Annotated in this window: 17 protein-coding genes; all 17 read right to left on the bottom strand. The window is 39.8% G+C overall.

The genetic code is table 11. The features are described 5' to 3' along the window. Positions 1 to 100 precede the first annotated feature (100 nt). Positions 101 to 1,183, bottom strand: coding sequence for an LPS O-antigen chain length determinant protein WzzB (locus tag AACQ43_RS08970; RefSeq protein ID WP_248280973.1), 1,083 nt, complete (start codon positions 1,181 to 1,183; stop codon positions 101 to 103). Positions 1,184 to 1,202: 19 nt separating this feature from the next. Next, complete coding sequence (rfbC, locus tag AACQ43_RS08965; protein ID WP_168967026.1) at positions 1,203 to 1,742, bottom strand: dTDP-4-dehydrorhamnose 3,5-epimerase; 540 nt, start codon at positions 1,740 to 1,742, stop codon at positions 1,203 to 1,205. A 20-nt stretch (positions 1,743 to 1,762) separates the two neighbouring features. Next, positions 1,763 to 2,659 (bottom strand): dTDP-4-dehydrorhamnose reductase, encoded by an 897-nt coding sequence (gene rfbD, locus AACQ43_RS08960; RefSeq protein ID WP_168967025.1) that lies wholly within the window; start codon positions 2,657 to 2,659, stop codon positions 1,763 to 1,765. A gap of 30 nt (positions 2,660 to 2,689) precedes the next feature. Continuing rightward, on the bottom strand, positions 2,690 to 4,651 hold the full coding sequence (locus tag AACQ43_RS08955) for a nucleoside-diphosphate sugar epimerase/dehydratase (RefSeq protein WP_168967024.1): 1,962 nt from the start codon (positions 4,649 to 4,651) through the stop codon (positions 2,690 to 2,692). Between the two features lie 83 nt (positions 4,652 to 4,734). Continuing rightward, positions 4,735 to 5,292: a sugar transferase gene (locus AACQ43_RS08950; RefSeq protein ID WP_168967023.1), complete on the bottom strand. Its 558-nt coding sequence runs from the start codon at positions 5,290 to 5,292 to the stop codon at positions 4,735 to 4,737. 1 nt (position 5,293) lies between these two features. After that, the gene (locus tag AACQ43_RS08945) at positions 5,294 to 6,205 is read right to left on the bottom strand and encodes an NAD-dependent epimerase/dehydratase family protein (protein ID WP_168967022.1); all 912 of its coding nucleotides are present in this window, start codon (positions 6,203 to 6,205) and stop codon (positions 5,294 to 5,296) included. A gap of 56 nt (positions 6,206 to 6,261) precedes the next feature. Next, a complete protein-coding gene (locus AACQ43_RS08940; protein WP_168967021.1) occupies positions 6,262 to 7,071 on the bottom strand; it encodes a glycosyltransferase in 810 nt (269 codons plus the stop codon). Positions 7,072 to 7,101: 30 nt separating this feature from the next. After that, positions 7,102 to 7,884 carry a hypothetical protein gene (locus tag AACQ43_RS08935; protein ID WP_168967020.1) on the bottom strand — a complete coding sequence of 261 codons (783 nt, stop codon included), beginning with the start codon at positions 7,882 to 7,884 and terminating at the stop codon, positions 7,102 to 7,104. Continuing rightward, positions 7,881 to 8,510, bottom strand: a complete 630-nt coding sequence (locus AACQ43_RS08930; protein WP_168967019.1) for a hypothetical protein — start codon at positions 8,508 to 8,510, stop codon at positions 7,881 to 7,883. Before AACQ43_RS08930 ends, AACQ43_RS08935 begins: the two co-directional genes overlap by 4 nt. Continuing rightward, positions 8,485 to 9,819, bottom strand: coding sequence for a hypothetical protein (locus AACQ43_RS08925; RefSeq protein WP_168967018.1), 1,335 nt, complete (start codon positions 9,817 to 9,819; stop codon positions 8,485 to 8,487). The genes AACQ43_RS08930 and AACQ43_RS08925 overlap by 26 nt, the downstream gene beginning before the upstream one ends. Further along, positions 9,819 to 10,712 (bottom strand): glycosyltransferase family 2 protein, encoded by an 894-nt coding sequence (locus tag AACQ43_RS08920; protein WP_168967017.1) that lies wholly within the window; start codon positions 10,710 to 10,712, stop codon positions 9,819 to 9,821. The genes AACQ43_RS08925 and AACQ43_RS08920 overlap by 1 nt, the downstream gene beginning before the upstream one ends. A 16-nt stretch (positions 10,713 to 10,728) precedes the next feature. After that, complete coding sequence (locus AACQ43_RS08915) at positions 10,729 to 11,979, bottom strand: O-antigen translocase (protein WP_168967016.1); 1,251 nt, start codon at positions 11,977 to 11,979, stop codon at positions 10,729 to 10,731. Next, on the bottom strand, positions 11,976 to 13,079 hold the full coding sequence (locus AACQ43_RS08910) for a DegT/DnrJ/EryC1/StrS family aminotransferase (protein WP_168967015.1): 1,104 nt from the start codon (positions 13,077 to 13,079) through the stop codon (positions 11,976 to 11,978). The genes AACQ43_RS08915 and AACQ43_RS08910 overlap by 4 nt, the downstream gene beginning before the upstream one ends. 32 nt (positions 13,080 to 13,111) lie before the next feature. After that, positions 13,112 to 13,639, bottom strand: coding sequence for a GNAT family N-acetyltransferase (locus AACQ43_RS08905; protein WP_168967014.1), 528 nt, complete (start codon positions 13,637 to 13,639; stop codon positions 13,112 to 13,114). A gap of 12 nt (positions 13,640 to 13,651) precedes the next feature. Beyond that, positions 13,652 to 14,056, bottom strand: coding sequence for a sugar 3,4-ketoisomerase (locus AACQ43_RS08900; protein ID WP_168967013.1), 405 nt, complete (start codon positions 14,054 to 14,056; stop codon positions 13,652 to 13,654). 3 nt (positions 14,057 to 14,059) lie between these two features. Next, positions 14,060 to 14,926, bottom strand: coding sequence for a glucose-1-phosphate thymidylyltransferase RfbA (gene rfbA, locus AACQ43_RS08895; protein ID WP_168967012.1), 867 nt, complete (start codon positions 14,924 to 14,926; stop codon positions 14,060 to 14,062). Continuing rightward, a complete protein-coding gene (gene rfbB / locus AACQ43_RS08890) occupies positions 14,926 to 16,011 on the bottom strand; it encodes a dTDP-glucose 4,6-dehydratase (protein ID WP_168967011.1) in 1,086 nt (361 codons plus the stop codon). Before rfbB ends, rfbA begins: the two co-directional genes overlap by 1 nt. Positions 16,012 to 16,312: the final 301 nt, after the last annotated feature.

Genomic DNA, 16,312 nt, shown 5'->3' with positions numbered 1-16,312 from the left:
TCCCCTTTATGTTGTTGAGCCCTGTTCATAAGTCAGCGGCGTGACAAAAATACCGAAAAAAAGGGGGCCATAGCCCCCCGTTCCTTATTTCATTTGGTCATCATACCTGCTTTGACCGGCGAAAAGCATGCCTCACCAGAACCACACCGACCCCCAGCATGCCGCCAAGCAAGGTGGCCAGCACGATCACCAAAGGACGCTTGGGTTTGTCGCGGCTAAGAGGCTCGCTTGGAGAAGAGAGGTAGGAGAAAGATTGAAATGGCTGCTCGCCAAGCCTGAGTGCCTTAAGAGAGTTCAGTTGCAAGCGTAGATTAGCGAGGGTCGGGTTCATGAATTCGGGATTCTTGATCTCCTTGAGTACCTTGAGCTTCTCTGCTAAAGCCTTTGCTCCGAGATCAATGGGCAAGCTACCTTGATCTTGCAAGTTCTGAATAGGTTCTTCGATTCCCGCTGCCTTGGTGATACGCAAGCTGTATTCAGTTCTCAATAAGTCATCCTGCAACTGCAGCAACGTATCGTTCTTCACACTCTCGAACTGGGTATCTAACATTTTTAGCTGGTTCCTCAAAATAGTATCCAGCTCCTGATTTTTTACGGCTGATTCCTGCTGCTGAATAAAATCGATGTATTTTTCGAGGCGCAGCTCAGCCTCTGCAGCCGTACTAGCCGGAAAAGATAGCGTTGTGTTGTCGCTCAACTTATCTACCAATCTGGCATTGATACCATCAGCCATTTTTGCCAATAGTAAACGCTTCGTGCGCTCATCAGTGATACCCAACCGTGTTGCTTCGGCATCCAAATACCCTTCATCTGTTAAAAACCTGCGTTTATTATCAAAGCTGTTAAAACTGTTCAAAAAATCATTGTAAAGAGACTTTTTATCAAAAATCGCAAAGGCTGTTGTTGGTATTTGAGCCCCCGCTAGCTGAGCAATTTTCAGCTCAAGAGACTTGATCTCTTTAAGGGTCGGCTGTTTTATTTCGGCCTGACTAATCCAGACTTGAGGAGCTAGAAAAGCGTAACCTAGTCCTGTGAGAAAAAATACAAAAACCATCAGTAGCACAATCATCTTCTGCTGCCACAATAACAACAACAACTCATGTAAATCAAAGTCGTCGGAGGTGGTTTTCCAGCCATGTGGAATAGGCATGTCGGACTGGTTGGTAATTTCTTTATTAGTCATAGCGACATTTTTTTCCTAATCAGTTAAGAGAATTTATAAAAGGTGCTTGGCGATCTTTCTCAGATATGAACAATGGAGCATTTTTCATTATAGGCCAGTCAATATTCAGCACAGGGTCAGCCCAATTTAGAATTCGTTCATTATCTGGACTGTAATAGTCGGTACATTTGTAGAGCACTACAGCCTGTTCGCTCTGCACATAGAAACCATGGGCAAATCCTGGAGGAACCCAGAGCGACATTGGCTTGTCACTACCTAGGTTTTGTCCAGCCCATGCTCCATAGGTTCTGCTTTCTTTGCGCAAATCAACGACCACATCGAAAACCGAACCAGAGATAACTTGAACAAGCTTGCCCTGTGGCTGCGCTATCTGATAATGCAGACCACGTAATGTTCCTTGCCGAGAGTGACTGATATTATCCTGGACGAATGTATAATCGCCACAATACTTCACAAACTCACGTTGACGAAATAGCTCCATAAAATGGCCACGCTCATCCTTGTGGATCGCATGATAAATGAGTATTACATCAGGAATACATAATGATTCGAATGTCATCCAACTGTGCCTTGATAGGATTACTCTGATTTATTAATAGAAAGCTGTCGAATAGTTTCCACTACTCCCTCCTCCCAAGGAGAGAAATTAAATCCAAACGTGTCACTAAACAACTTATTATCTAGTCTCGAGTTAAATGGCCTTCGTACCTTACTCTCATAAATCCTACTTGTTACAGGAACAATCGAGGGTCTACAACTTAGCATACCGGAATGGAAAGCCTCCTGAAAAATGAATGAAGCATATTCATACCAGCTGACGTGTCCACTCGCGACGACGTGATAAGTTCCCTCAAGTAATGGATTAGCCAGCGTCTGGCTGATTGCACTCAAGGTAGCTTCAGCCAACATTCGAGCCGATGTAGGAGCACCGATTTGATCACAAACTATTTGAAGGGGTGAATGGCTCGGAGCCAAGTTCAACATCGTTTTAAGAAAATTTGTTCTATAAGGACTGTGCAACCAACTTGTGCGCAATATTAATCGCCGGCATCCACTTGCTATAATGGCTTGTTCACCTTGCCATTTGCTCAAACCATAGACGTTCAAAGGAGCAGGCTTATCATTCTCACACCATGGCTTATTACCACTGCCATCAAATACATAATCTGTAGAAAAGTGAACCAACAAAGCCCCGACATTTCTAACCGCCTTGGCCAATATATCTACAGCTTCTGTGTTGATTTTATACGCCAATTCAGATTTAATTTCGGCCTGTTCCACAGATGTATAAGCGGCTGCGTTAATAACAACTGCAGGCCGTAATCTTGTTACCAAGTGCGCTAGTCGCTCAGGATAAAGCAGCTCTGCATCCGTTCGCTTGGGCAACAAAATGTATTCTTCTCCTGCCAACTGGAAAAGACTCAACCCAAGTTGCCCTGCGCCCCCCAACAACAGTATTAATGAATGATGATTCATTGTATATGTGTTTTATTAAATACTTATAGCTCAATGAATGGAACGATGGATTTCAGTGTTTAAGAATTCAATTTCTGTCAGAGTTGGTGAGGCCGCATTAGTTCCCAACTCAGTTCTCGCTTTCCATACCAAATCACAAATACCATCGGTTGGTGTAAATGCAGCTGGAGCCTCCAACAACAGATATCGGAGTTGCTCATGATCGAATTCATGACAAGCAGTATCAATTTTTGTCAACAGCACTCTCAGCTCAGTCCAAGGCAGCATACTTTCATTCGCTTTCATTATTCTGGGATGATGTGTGCCAGATACGTTGTCACCGATGAGAAGTTCCTCGTATAATTTCTCACCAGGACGAAGCCCTGTAATTTTAACCTCTATATCTCCAGCAGGATTCTTTTCATTTTTTAAAGAAAGACCACTTAGGCGTATCATTCTATGTGCCAGTTCTATTATTCTAACAGGCTGGCCCATGTCAAGTACAAATACATCTCCGCCACATCCCATTGCCCCCGCTTGGATAACCAGCTGCGCAGCCTCAGGAATAGTCATAAAATAACGAATAATATCAGGGTGAGTCACCGTAAGAGGCCCACCAGTTCTAATCTGCCTCCGAAAAAGAGGCACAACAGACCCTGAGGAACCTAAAACATTTCCAAAGCGAACCATACAAAAGCGAGTTTTGCTTTGTGCTGAAGCCAATGCTTGTAATGCTAACTCAGCTAAGCGCTTAGTCGCCCCCATAGTATTTGTTGGACGAACGGCTTTATCAGTAGAGATCAGAACAAAAGTCTCTACTCCAGCAGCGATAGCGGCCTGAGCGCTATAGAGCGTGCCAAAAATATTATTCCGAACCCCTTCGACAACATTGTACTCTACCAACGGGACATGTTTGTAAGCAGCTGCATGGTAAACAGTCTGAATCTGAAAATTATTCATAATAGTGACCAATCGGTTCTGTCGCTGTACAGACCCCAAGAGAGGAACTATTTCTAACTCAATACCTTCATCTTGACAAATTTCGTTTAGCTCTTTGTCGATTGCATACAGAGCATACTCTGATAACTCAAAAAGAACGAGCTTACTGGGCTTACAGCAAATAATCTGACGGCATAACTCAGAACCAATAGACCCACCAGCTCCGGTCACCATGACACGTTTTCCAGTTATGTTTGCATTCATCAGTTCTGGAATTGGAGCGACTGGATCCCGTCCTAATAAGTCTTCTATAGAAACTTCCTTCAATTCATCAATAAGAGCTTTTCCATCAACAAGATCAGCCATGCCAGGAATGGACAGAACCTCACAAGGAAAATGCTCTAATCGCCGAATGACCTCTTGGCGTACCGAACGAGAAGCACTAGGGATTGCCAGTAACACTTTTTTGATATCAAATCGCTCAATCAAATCTGAAATCAGATTTGGGGAATATACATTTATTCCCTGAATAGTGGTCTTTTCCAAACTTTTAGAGTCATCAACAAATGCCACAGTAAAAAATTCTTGCCCTTGGCTCAAGGCCTGCTGCAGCTGACGACCAGAGGATCCGGCGCCATATATAATTACAGGTGTACGAGATTTATTTCCACGATTGATCAACATTCTGAAAAATAGTCTGGTCCCACCTATAAGCAAGATTGCAAACGCAAAGTAGATTATAGGAACAGTTCTTGGAAGAGAAACTGTGAAGAAGAAACCAAGCATGACTAATAGCATCGTCGAAATGAAGACACCTAGTACAACTGTCCAAAGTACTTTGAAACCAACGTAACGCAGAACAGCTCGATATAACCCTAACCGTATAAAAATGAAGATTGTCATTGGTACTAACAATGCCAGTGCCTGCCAGTGTAGAACACTTTTAATGGGCATAGCATCATCCAGCCTAACCCAAAAACCGCCCCAAAAAGCCAGCGATAGCAAGACCGTATCAGCAAGCACACTGATGACTCGCTTATATAGACGTGGAATGCCCAAAAATGATGCCAACATTATTACACTCCATGGTAAAAATAACGATGAAATACTGTTTCACTACTGATATACATGAAAAATAACTTCATAGAATCATATAGTTATTTTTTTTTCACCGCATCCCCTTTACCACTACCAGTAGCAGTCATAGCAATATAACGAACATAGTTAATAAAAGTTAAACTATCTATCATTTGGCGATCAGTTTGTGCCAACAACTTAGGAGTAGACATATCTATATTTTTCACTTGTGCCAACCCAGTAATACCAGGTAATACATTATATATTCCTAGGGCATCCCGTTCAGCAATCAACTCATCTTGATTAAACAAATTAGGTCGAGGCCCGACTAAACTCATCTCCCCCTTCAATACATTTATTAATTGTGGCAACTCATCAATCTTTGTTTTTCTTAAAAAACGTCCAAATTTAGTTATAGATGCAGAACTGGCCAAATGACTTGCTACAGATTTAGTATCAACAGACATAGTGCGGAACTTAATAAGACGAAATGCTTTTTTATTTTTACCAACACGAGTTTGAATAAAGATTGGAGAGCCCGTATCAAAAAAACCAACTACAGTAACTATAAGTAAGACAGGTAACAGCAACAACAAACCACACAAAGCGGAAAAAAAATCGAAAAAGCGAATTAACATATCAACCCCTTATGAAACAACGCCTAATGCCCTCTTCCACTGATATCAATGGTTGCCAGCCTAAGGTTTCTTTTGTGTATGTGATATCAACTAGCAAGTCATCGCACAGACTTTTTATAACCGCATCTTTTCTAGTGATCTTACCGGCAAACCTGAGCCAACTTATAGGCAATGGTAATAATTTAGATGATTTCTTGCCAGAATAAACCTCCATCATTTTGAGCAGTTCAGTAGTAGAAATATCTTTCCCATCACTCACTAATAATATTTTATTGGCAGCTAGAGGATGCTCAGTACAAGTAATTATAAAGTCAACTAGATTATCTATGGCTATAAAACTACGTTTATTATTGATTTTCCCCAGCGGCAGCCAGTAATCATTGTTCACAGCATGGACAAGCCTGCCAAAATTCCCAGGAGCATCAGCACCATATACTAGTGGCGGGCGAATTATAACAACTTCCATTTTACTTTTTTTAGCTATTTCAAGCAGACCAATTTCAGCCTTTAGTTTTGAATCTGCATACTCATCCGAAGGCTGGGGGACATCATCATATCGGAAAGGTGCTCCATTATTACTTCTTCCATTGACTCCAATTGAACTGATGAAGATAAATCTTTTTACACCTGCATCAGCAGCCTGTCTAGCAAGATTCAATGTGCCTGCGGTATTTACTTCATAATAATTTTCTACTGATAAATTATTTTTGTGCGCACAAGCTGCTGTATGGATAACAATACTCACACCTTCTACGGCACTCTGATAGTTTGAGTGGCCATCTATCTCCCCATAAAAACAATAACCGTCAAAATGGGGAATATCTTTACGGCTTAATATTTTTAATGGTACATCAACTAACTTATTTAGTATTGCATTTCCAACAAACCCGCTTGCACCAGTCAACAATATCATAGACAAGACCATTTAATAGTTAAAAAACAAAATTACTCAGCATTCCTCAGCCACGTTTATTCCCTCAAAAACTTCCTATATATATACTTTCTGAATTTACCAGGCACGAATCTTACTGGGAGTCTAATTGCAATATTACGAATTAATTCATAAGCGTTGGTAAACCCAGCTTTATAAAAACTATATTGAACTTTCAGCTCAGATAAGAAGTAAGCCAACCCACCTCTACGAAACTCCATACCATTACCAGTTCTCGCGTAAACTAATACATCTGGCAAATTAGCGGTTACAACTCCATTTTTTATCATTCTAACCCATAAAGCATAGTCTTCATATAAATAGTCATCTTGATATGCACCGGCTGACAATACAGCTGACTTTCTATAACCAACAGCCATATGATTAAATGGATTTCTTTTCTTTGCAAAAGCTACGATTTCATTGTGATGGATTGGTATTTTTTTTATTGAATGCACATCATCACTTTCTTTATCGAACTCACCGACCCATGTACTTAACAGTCCAACATGCGGATTATTCAGCAAGAATTCTATTTGTCGCTCAAAGCGAAGAGGATGACAAATATCATCCGTATCCATTCTAAAAATTACTTCATGACGACAAAGTTTCAATCCTTCATTTAAGGCTGGCCCTAGACCAACATTATTCTCCAATCTTAAAATATTTATCGGCAGGCGAGCAGACCATTGTCTCACAGTATCTTCAAGAGAAGCTGTAATAGGTCCATCGAAAACGATGAGCACCTCATTTGGAAACAAAGTCTGTTCAGATAAGCTCTGTAAACATAAAGCTAGATAATCTGGGCTCTCTTTATGATAAAGAGACATTAATACACTAAAGTCCATACCTTTATCCTTTAACTCTAAATAAGAGAATCAATTTCTTAAATCCGCGGCTTTCCAAAAAATAAGCGTTCGATAGAGTAGAAAATACAATGCCAATATTAAAGGTAAAAGGACTAGCTCACCATAAGCAACGTAAAATGTAAACAACAACGCCACTAGTATAAAATAAATCAAAACTCTATAACGATCGTTTTTCACTAAACCGGATAGCATTGATATCTTATATTTATCTTTTGCCGCAAATTCTATTGTGCTGACAAATGGATATATCACCCAAAGCAGGAATATATGACTAATACTACAAAATAAAAACACAGAGCCAAAATACCTGAAAAATACTAGACAGGAATACAATGGAATATTAATCATACTACGAGCGCTATTATATATGACATAGAGAACTATAATTGCGAGACATGATAATGCTGTAGATAGGAAAGTATTTATAGCCACTACATATAATACATAAAGCAATCCAAATAAAACCATCAGTCTGAGCGTATATATGTATAACTTATGCTTCTCATAAAACTCTGTTTCATTATTACTCAGACGTAGTGTTGGATTTATTTCTCTTTTAATTAATTCCGCATCGTTATAAATATAACCTAATTCATAGGCTCCATATATACATGTAACGGAGACGCCAAAAGATATCATTTCTGCCAATACACTATTTATTTCTGCACTATATATATACATATAGGCTATAAATGTGGGTATAATGTATGTGAATATCCAAGCAACTTTGCTTTTCAAACCAAGCAGTCTGGTATGAAATGTATACATCAATGGTATATAGAGAAATTTCATTTAATCACCAGATCAACAGTGAATCCATTTTTTTTCCAAAAAGAAATATGCTTTTGTTTTGATAATACAAATGAGTTTTTAGACATTTTGAGCAGTGCTAGGTCACTGATATTATCAGTTACTGTGAGTTCTATATCCATATTTTTAAAAGAAACATTCTTTTTCCCTAGAAGATCATTGGATAAAAAACCAGAGCAAATCCCATCAGGGGAAAATGAGAGCGATGATGCCTGATACCTCCCCCCTAATCTTTCAGAAATAACCTGAACAATGATATCTAGCGATGCAGAACAATATAGGATATCAACCCCGCTTTGTTGCTTAGATCGCTCTAAAAGCAGATGCGTTGTGTCAATTTTTTTATACTGCAATACATGCTCATAAAAATCGTTTGCTGCTTCTATTAATGTAGCTCTTTCAATCCCCTTTAGACTATATATGAAAAGAGAACGATAAATGTCTAAAGATATGACTTTTCCTAAAACGACCAAAAGTAGCTTTATTGGTCTCCAATCAAGAAGTTTTATATAGATAGAATCTTTTCTAAAAAATCTTATAAAATCAAATGTGGTATTACTTTCATATAGGGTGCCACAAACATCAAATATTATTAGTTTTTTTTCCATCAACATCTCCGTTTATAGTTAAAACCCTACATAACAACCCGATAAATACAAAAAATATGCATGGTAAAAGTAAAGAACTCAACAACATACCAGGCTTTAGGAGAATAGATATGACATTAAACCACAAAACTGTGTATACAGCTGAAAGATAGTGATTTGATCTACCAGATTTTATTATCATCCGAATTACATATATGTATACACCAAGAAATATAACGAATAAACCTCCTGCATATCCAAAGAATTTATATGCAAATAAATCAAAATGGTCTGTAGGCCCGCCAGCGATATCGTGAAGAGGATAATGATAGAGTAGAATTTGTCGGCCTAATTCGAATGAGCTAACATCATATCCCGCTATAGAACTAAGTACAGATACACCAAGTAATGGTGCAAAGAGGATAACAAAAAAATTATCAACATTAATACCATCAATTACATTATATGGTAACCCCATATAATATACATCACCATTTGATAAAATTCTGTCTGTAAATCTTATAAATAGAGAGGCAAATATATCGACAAACTCGTTCTCCGCATTTAATGTACTTGAAAAATTGAAATACAACACACAAAAAATAGCAGATAGTCCGAATGAAGAAATATAAAGAATATGCTTTATCTTATACGTTGGTTTTCCATGAAAAACTGACTGCGCATAGAAGCATGCTAAACCATACAGAAAAACATCTGATTTGGCACCACTGATGACACTGTTGAAAATTATATAAGAGATGAGACCAATGGAAATTATTTTTCTTTTAAAGGCATTACTGGCTTTATGAAAAGATATAGATAAATATGCAGTAATAAAATATGACGAATATTCCCAAAATTTTACTGCCGGACCAATCCCCCTATTATCCTCAAATCTGTTCGTTGTGGAAAACAGTGAAAAACCCTTACTATGGATTAGCATCAGAGTCAATAAAATATAGATAAAGGTGATGCAGCCAACAGCAAAGGATGAACCGTTAGCATTAACTAACCCACGAAATATATATGTTATTCGACCAAACTCACTCCCAGAATACTCCAGTATCTTAAGAGAAAATAAAAATAATATACCATAGACCAGTAACATAATGAGTATATAACTATCAACATACCCGCCCAGCCATAATAAACCAACCACAGCATACGATGTGGCATATGTAAATGTATATATTATATGGAAGGGGTCTAAAATACCTCCAATACAAAACCGTTTAACCAAAAAATACTGGAACATGAATAAAAAAAACGCTATTAGTATATACTTGTATATATCTTGATAAGCAAAGGAGAAAAATTCTTCATAGTCCATTAATATTTTGCCTTGTAATAAATGAACAATGGCAGATATCTAATATATGAACACTTATATTTTTTAAGTAAAAAAAGGACAACATCTAATCTTAATGACAACATCGATTTTATAAAATATAAGTACCAATACATAGCTTTAGAATGATTACAGACTTTAGTATTAGGCGCTAACTTATTATAGACAGCTTCAAACATGGAATACATTTTAGCATAATTCTTATATGTATTATTATCATGATGTCTATATTTCACCAAGTTCATATCTGGAAAAAATGCAAATCGCTTAATGGCTTCATCTTTCAATGCTTGGAAATACTTAATAAAAATTGGATAATCATCAAACTTTAGATCATTATCTATCAAATTATAACTTTTAAATTCTGAGGTTTTAAAAATTGTAGACTGTAATAATATTGGGGCAGGATGCGCATAAAAAATTTTCTCCGCAATTTCATACTGCGGTAAAGAAAAAAAGTCTCTATGTTTGTTTGTATATGTCGATTGATAACGGTCATCGTTGGAGAAACTCTCCGCTCCAAATATGCTAAAAAATAAACTAGGGTTCTCTTGCATATAATTTAAAGCAGCTGAAAAGTTCCGATAATCTATTATGTCATCCGATGCGATCAAATAAAAATAATCTGTTTTAATCTTTGTTATACCAAACTTCAGTGAATCAACCAGCCCTTTATTTTCATTTTTAATATAAAATGAGACATTACTTTTATTAGCTGCATACTCCTTTATCAACTCATCTGAACCATCAGATGAGCAGTCATCAATTATTAATACTTCGATATTCTTTTCTTCTATCTTATCGATTGACTCAAACAGCTCGGTTATATAAGGAGCATGATTGAAAGATGGTATTAGAATTGTAATAGGTTTCATATATTTTTTCCAAAAATCAGCAAGCTACACTCTTTAATTTTAAAAATACAAAAATAAAGTAAAGAGTGTAGTTGACGGTATAGGCAATATTTACACCTTCTAAGCCATAGATAGTCACACCGACATATGAAAGAGCAACAAATAAAAAAGAAAAAATTATTTCTGTAGAAATAAACAATTTAGTTGCACCGCGAGACAGCATTACATACGCATAAAGCCAGCTCGCAACTTTAATCACATCCCCCAGAAGCTGAACAGCAAACAAGTCTCTTGCAGCATAAAACTCACTAGTAAATAGAAGCCAAATAGCCACATCACGTAATAGGTAAACACATAAAGCCAAAAAAGCCACTATTGGCAATATGATACGAGTCGTTCGGTGTATTTCGTCAATAATAGCCGCCGAACCAACCAAAGATGAAAGACGAGGCAAATAATATGTACCCAAGGCCATAGTTATCACCCCCAGATAAACCTCTGATATTTTCCATACAGCCTGCCATTGACCAGCTGCCTCCCATCCTACCTGTGAGATCAAGATATTTCTAACTAAAATAAGTGAGATCGGCACAGTTAAAGCTGTCGTCATTGCCATCAACATGTAGCCACCAATCGCCTTTCTAGCTGTGTTATCTGTATCCCCCCACCAATAACACAGCCTTAGCCATGGCTGACGAATGTTGGCAATTAGCATTATCAGTCCAATTAAAGAGGATTGAATTGCGGTAGCCAATAAAGCACCGTTAATATTTTCTTGCATTATTAATATCAACATCACAGTACCAGAAATAAAGGCTGACAACATCCCGAGAGATACGTAGCGACGATATTTCTGTTGACCATTAATTACCGAGTTACACAAAGTACCTATTGCTGAAAGAGGTAATACAGCAACTGTTACCACGATAACCCAAGCAAGAGATTCATTCTGAAATAACCAAATAGCTAGATGCTCGGCTAACAAAAGCCCAGTCGGTATAATTATTGCGGAAATAATAAATACCCATTGTAATGATGCTCGCCACCAGGGAGCACAACTTTCAAATCCCTCACCATGTTTCTCTGCCGTGTAGCGAACGAGCCCGCTACTCACTGGCGCATTAATGATACCATTAAGGCTGATAACCATGCTCTGAACTTGCCCTAGCATTGCCATACCAGTGGGGCCAGTATAAATGGCCACCACTTTGGCAATCACAAACCCCATCGCCATTTTAAACAAAGTTAATAACCCTGTCATAGCGGTGACTTTGAGCAAGCGTTTCATGCAACAAACTCGTTCATTGCTGCAATAACATTAGCAATCTGTTCATCATCAATACTCGGATCTAGCGGGATAGAAAGTACCTGTTGATGCAGCATCTCAGTAAACGGCAGAGACATATTGGCATAGGTGCTATATGCCTGCTGTTTATGTGGTGGAATTGGATAGTGAATTAAGGTTTGAATTCCTCGTTCACACAAATGTTTATGCAAAGCATCACGCATTTCACAACGCACGACAAAGAGATGCCATACATGGGCTGACTCTTCTTCTACCTGTGGTAATATAATTAATGGGTTGGAGATATTGCGACGATAGCTTTTTGCAATCTGTTGGCGACGTACTGTTTCAGTCGTTAAATGACGTAATTTAACCCTTAGCATGGCGGCCTGAATTTCATCCAGGCGGCTATTTACTCCTTGATAGAGGTTTTCATACTTTTTATGAGAGCCATAGTTGCGCAAAGCCTTCAGCGTTTGGGCCAGGTCATCATCATTCGTAGTCACAGCACCTGCATCACCAAGAGCCCCCAGATTCTTCCCCGGATAAAAGCTGAAACCAGCCGCATCACCCCAATTACCGGCGCGCTTTCCCTTGATTTCAGCCCCATGTGCCTGCGCGCAATCCTCCAATACCAACAGTCCATGTTCTTTGGCAATCGCCATGAGTTCAGACATGGGAGACAGCTGGCCATAGAGATGTACAGGCAGGATTGCTCTAGTTTTGGGGGTGATAGCGGCTTTAACCGACTCAGGATCAAGGTTGTAAGTATCAGTGTTTGGTTCTACCAGGACCGGAACCAGATCGTTCTCAGTAATAGCCAAAACAGATGCTATGTAGGTATTGGCCTGAACAATGACCTCATCACCAGCCTTGAGTTTGCCGAGTTCTTTCCAAGCACGCATTACTAGAATAAGAGCATCCAGGCCATTGGCAACACCGATCGCATGTTTGGAGCCACAATAGGCTGCAAACTCTGTTTCAAATTGGCTTAGCTCATTCCCCATAATATACCAACCGGAATCAATGACACGAGCACAGGCATCCTTGAGTTCTTGCTGATATCGACTATTGATAGCTTTCAAATCCAGAAAATTGATCATTTTTATGCCTAATGGATGTTAGAAATTTCTGATTACAGGAAGCGTGACAATTTATTTCTTGCGTCTAAAATAGCATTTTTTTCAATCTCAAAAAACAAATCAAGATCATTTTCAGAGACAACTTCCGCCCCCATCTTCTGATGAAACGCAATGACCTTTACATTTTCTCGTCTTACATCAAAATGTGCTCTTTCAAAACTCAGCTTCTCAAAAGCAATTTGATAAACAAGAAATGCACTTTCCATAGCAGCATATTTTGTTTTGTTTTCATTCAAAATCCAGCTTCCCCAGCAAAAGGATTTTTTATCACGAATAAAATCATATAATCTTACTGTACCTACAGCTTCATTATTATCATTGCGATATATAATGAAGTAATATTCATCACCTTGATTTTCCCGTTCTTTGTAGTTTTTAATCCAATCTCTTTGCTGTTCTAATGAACTACTCGTCTGTGACAAATGCCTGTTTAGCCGACCATCTGTTCTTAATGACAAGATAAATTCAGCATCACCAACATCAATCAATCTGAAACTTATTGTTTTTGCTTTAAACTCCATAGCCATCACCTTTTATTTTATATTTGCCATTCGCAAAAACTCATCATATTCCCTTATGTAGTCAGACTCATCATACAACTGATCTGCAACAACCATCAGGACGCAGTCATCCGAGAAGTCGTGCATCTCCCGCCACATAAATGACTCAATTAAAAGACCCTGAGCCGGATTATTCAATGTAATATCTGCTTGCTCTTTTCCATTATCTAATCTAAATCGACATGAGCCACTAACAACAATTGCAACCTGCTTTAATGTTTTGTGAGCATGAAAACCTCTCGAGACCCCATGCTTAGTACCATATATATAATATATTCTCTTGATATCGAAAGGGATACTTATATTATTTTCAAGGGAAATCAACAAACCTCTGTCATCACCAAGCATTGGTAGATCAATCAAATTAACCAATCCCATAAACTAACCCTTAAATAAATCAAAAAGATATTTACCATAGCTGTTCTTTTCCATCATTTTTGCGGTATTTAATACCATCTTTGATTCTAACCAACCATTTCTCCAGGCTATTTCTTCCAAACAAGCGATCTTGAATCCCTGCCTTGCCTCTATCGTTGCGACAAAGTTAGACGCTTCCAATAGGCTTTCGTGGGTTCCACTATCTAACCAAGCAAAACCACGGCCTAGCAGTTCAACGTTAAGTTTATTTCGCTCGAGGTATATCTGGTTAATGCTCGTAATTTCAAGTTCGCCTCGCTTTGAAGGCTTTACTTGTTTAGCGATATCGACAACCTGATTGTCGTAAAAATAGAGTCCGGTTACTGCAAAATGCGACTTTGGTTCAGCTGGTTTTTCTTCAATAGAAATTACACTTTGCTTTTCATCAAATTCAACAATACCGAAACGTTCTGGATCCTGCACTTTATAACCAAATACCGTAGCACCTTCTGTCCTTAGCGCGGCTTGACGCAACATAGGTGAAAAGCCCTGCCCCCAAAACAAGTTATCACCCAGAATGAGACAAACGGATTCTTGGCCAATAAACTCTTCACCGATGATGAAAGCTTGAGCCAGTCCATCAGGGTTTGGTTGTACCGCATATGTCAATGAAATACCAAATTGGCTACCATCGCCTAAAAGTCGCTGAAAGCTAACCTTATCTTCGGGTGTTGTGATGATCAGAATGTCTCTGATACCAGCCAACATTAATACAGAAAGAGGGTAATAGATCATGGGCTTGTCATAAACAGGCAGTAATTGTTTGGATACCCCCATGGTAATAGGGTAGAGACGGGTACCAGAGCCACCTGCCAGAATAATGCCTTTCATTACTTCTTCTCCCCGTACTGCTGATCGATCCAGGACTGATAGGATCCATTCTTCACGTTGTTGACCCACTGCTGGTTATCCAGATACCACTGCACTGTTTTGCGGATACCGGATTCAAAGGTTTCTTGTGGTTGCCAGGCGAGCTCGGCGCTCATCTTGCTGGCATCAATGGCATAACGGCGGTCATGGCCAGGGCGATCGGCCACATAGGTGATTTGGTCGCGGTAGGAGCCGGCCTTGGGCACCATTTCATCCAGCAGATCGCAGATGGTATGAACAACCTCCAGATTCTGTTTCTCGTTGTGGCCACCGATGTTGTAGGTCTCGCCGATGACACCTGTGGTGACCACGGTATAAAGCGCGCGGGCGTGATCTTCCACATAGAGCCAATCACGGATCTGATCACCCTTGCCGTACACCGGCAGCGGTTTGCCATCCAGGGCGTTGAGGATCACCAGCGGGATCAGCTTCTCGGGGAAGTGGTACGGACCGTAGTTGTTTGAGCAGTTGGTGACGATGGTCGGCAGGCCGTAAGTACGACGCCAGGCGCGCACCAGATGGTCACTGGAAGCCTTGGAGGCAGAATAGGGGCTGCTGGGGGCATAAGGGGTAGTTTCGGTGAAAAGCGGCAGTGCCACACCGGGGGCCACTTCATCAGGATGGGGCAGGTCGCCATACACCTCGTCGGTGGAGATATGGTGGAAACGGAAAGCCGCCTTGCGTACCTCATCCAGACCGTTCCAGTAGGCGCGAGCCGCTTCCAGCAGCATGTAGGTGCCGACGATGTTGGTTTCGATGAAGTCAGCAGGACCGGTAATGGAGCGATCAACATGGCTCTCGGCGGCCAGGTGCATCACGGCGTCCGGTTGATGCAGGGCAAACACCCGATCCAGTTCGGCGCGGTTGCAGATATCCACCTGTTCAAAGGCATAACGTTCACTGTTTGCGACACTGGTCAAGGATTCCAGGTTGCCCGCATAGGTGAGTTTATCGAGGTTGAGAACTGAGTCGTTGGTATTTTGAATGATATGACGAACAACCGCAGAGCCGATAAAGCCGGCGCCACCAGTGACAAGAATTTTCATATGCATGCTCTTGAAAATTAAGAGAAAGTTTATTTTATGAAGGCGATTAAAGCGACGGTGACACTCGTTTCTGCAGCGGATGTCTGATGCAGTGCAAGTCAAAAGCGATGGCTACCGCCCCTGAGTTACAGCCCCCAGTTTGCTGCTTTTAACCAGATTGTGTGTGCTGTTGGCCATGATGCCCTCCAGCTTGAGAAAATCGGCTATCGCTGTCAGAAAAGTCTGAATTCTAGCGCCTTTCACGGCAGCTTGAATAGCCAAAACAACCTTGCTCAAGACAAGTCATTTATAACCAGTTTTG

The sequence above is a fragment of the Aeromonas sp. DNRA1 genome, assembly GCF_963888745.1.
In the GTDB taxonomy this organism is placed as follows: Bacteria; Pseudomonadota; Gammaproteobacteria; order Enterobacterales; family Aeromonadaceae; genus Aeromonas; species Aeromonas hydrophila.
Note: the sequence above shows the minus strand (reverse complement) of the source record. Positions and strands in the feature narration are given on the sequence as shown.

What these genes read in the sequence shown, in the direction of transcription:
- rfbC (WP_168967026.1), bottom strand. Translation starts at nt 1,742, where the DNA reads ATGACATTCGAATCATTATGTATTCCTGATGTAATACTCATTTATCAT.
- AACQ43_RS08925 (WP_168967018.1), bottom strand. Translation starts at nt 9,819, where the DNA reads ATGGACTATGAAGAATTTTTCTCCTTTGCTTATCAAGATATATACAAG.
- AACQ43_RS08950 (WP_168967023.1), bottom strand. Translation starts at nt 5,292, where the DNA reads ATGTTAATTCGCTTTTTCGATTTTTTTTCCGCTTTGTGTGGTTTGTTG.
- AACQ43_RS08945 (WP_168967022.1), bottom strand. Translation starts at nt 6,205, where the DNA reads ATGATATTGTTGACTGGTGCAAGCGGGTTTGTTGGAAATGCAATACTA.
- AACQ43_RS08940 (WP_168967021.1), bottom strand. Translation starts at nt 7,071, where the DNA reads ATGGACTTTAGTGTATTAATGTCTCTTTATCATAAAGAGAGCCCAGAT.
- AACQ43_RS08955 (WP_168967024.1), bottom strand. Translation starts at nt 4,651, where the DNA reads ATGTTGGCATCATTTTTGGGCATTCCACGTCTATATAAGCGAGTCATC.
- AACQ43_RS08905 (WP_168967014.1), bottom strand. Translation starts at nt 13,639, where the DNA reads ATGGAGTTTAAAGCAAAAACAATAAGTTTCAGATTGATTGATGTTGGT.
- AACQ43_RS08910 (WP_168967015.1), bottom strand. Translation starts at nt 13,079, where the DNA reads ATGATCAATTTTCTGGATTTGAAAGCTATCAATAGTCGATATCAGCAA.
- rfbB (WP_168967011.1), bottom strand. Translation starts at nt 16,011, where the DNA reads ATGAAAATTCTTGTCACTGGTGGCGCCGGCTTTATCGGCTCTGCGGTT.
- AACQ43_RS08970 (WP_248280973.1), bottom strand. Translation starts at nt 1,183, where the DNA reads ATGACTAATAAAGAAATTACCAACCAGTCCGACATGCCTATTCCACAT.
- AACQ43_RS08935 (WP_168967020.1), bottom strand. Translation starts at nt 7,884, where the DNA reads ATGAAATTTCTCTATATACCATTGATGTATACATTTCATACCAGACTG.
- rfbA (WP_168967012.1), bottom strand. Translation starts at nt 14,926, where the DNA reads ATGAAAGGCATTATTCTGGCAGGTGGCTCTGGTACCCGTCTCTACCCT.
- AACQ43_RS08900 (WP_168967013.1), bottom strand. Translation starts at nt 14,056, where the DNA reads ATGGGATTGGTTAATTTGATTGATCTACCAATGCTTGGTGATGACAGA.
- AACQ43_RS08930 (WP_168967019.1), bottom strand. Translation starts at nt 8,510, where the DNA reads ATGGAAAAAAAACTAATAATATTTGATGTTTGTGGCACCCTATATGAA.
- rfbD (WP_168967025.1), bottom strand. Translation starts at nt 2,659, where the DNA reads ATGAATCATCATTCATTAATACTGTTGTTGGGGGGCGCAGGGCAACTT.
- AACQ43_RS08920 (WP_168967017.1), bottom strand. Translation starts at nt 10,712, where the DNA reads ATGAAACCTATTACAATTCTAATACCATCTTTCAATCATGCTCCTTAT.
- AACQ43_RS08915 (WP_168967016.1), bottom strand. Translation starts at nt 11,979, where the DNA reads ATGAAACGCTTGCTCAAAGTCACCGCTATGACAGGGTTATTAACTTTG.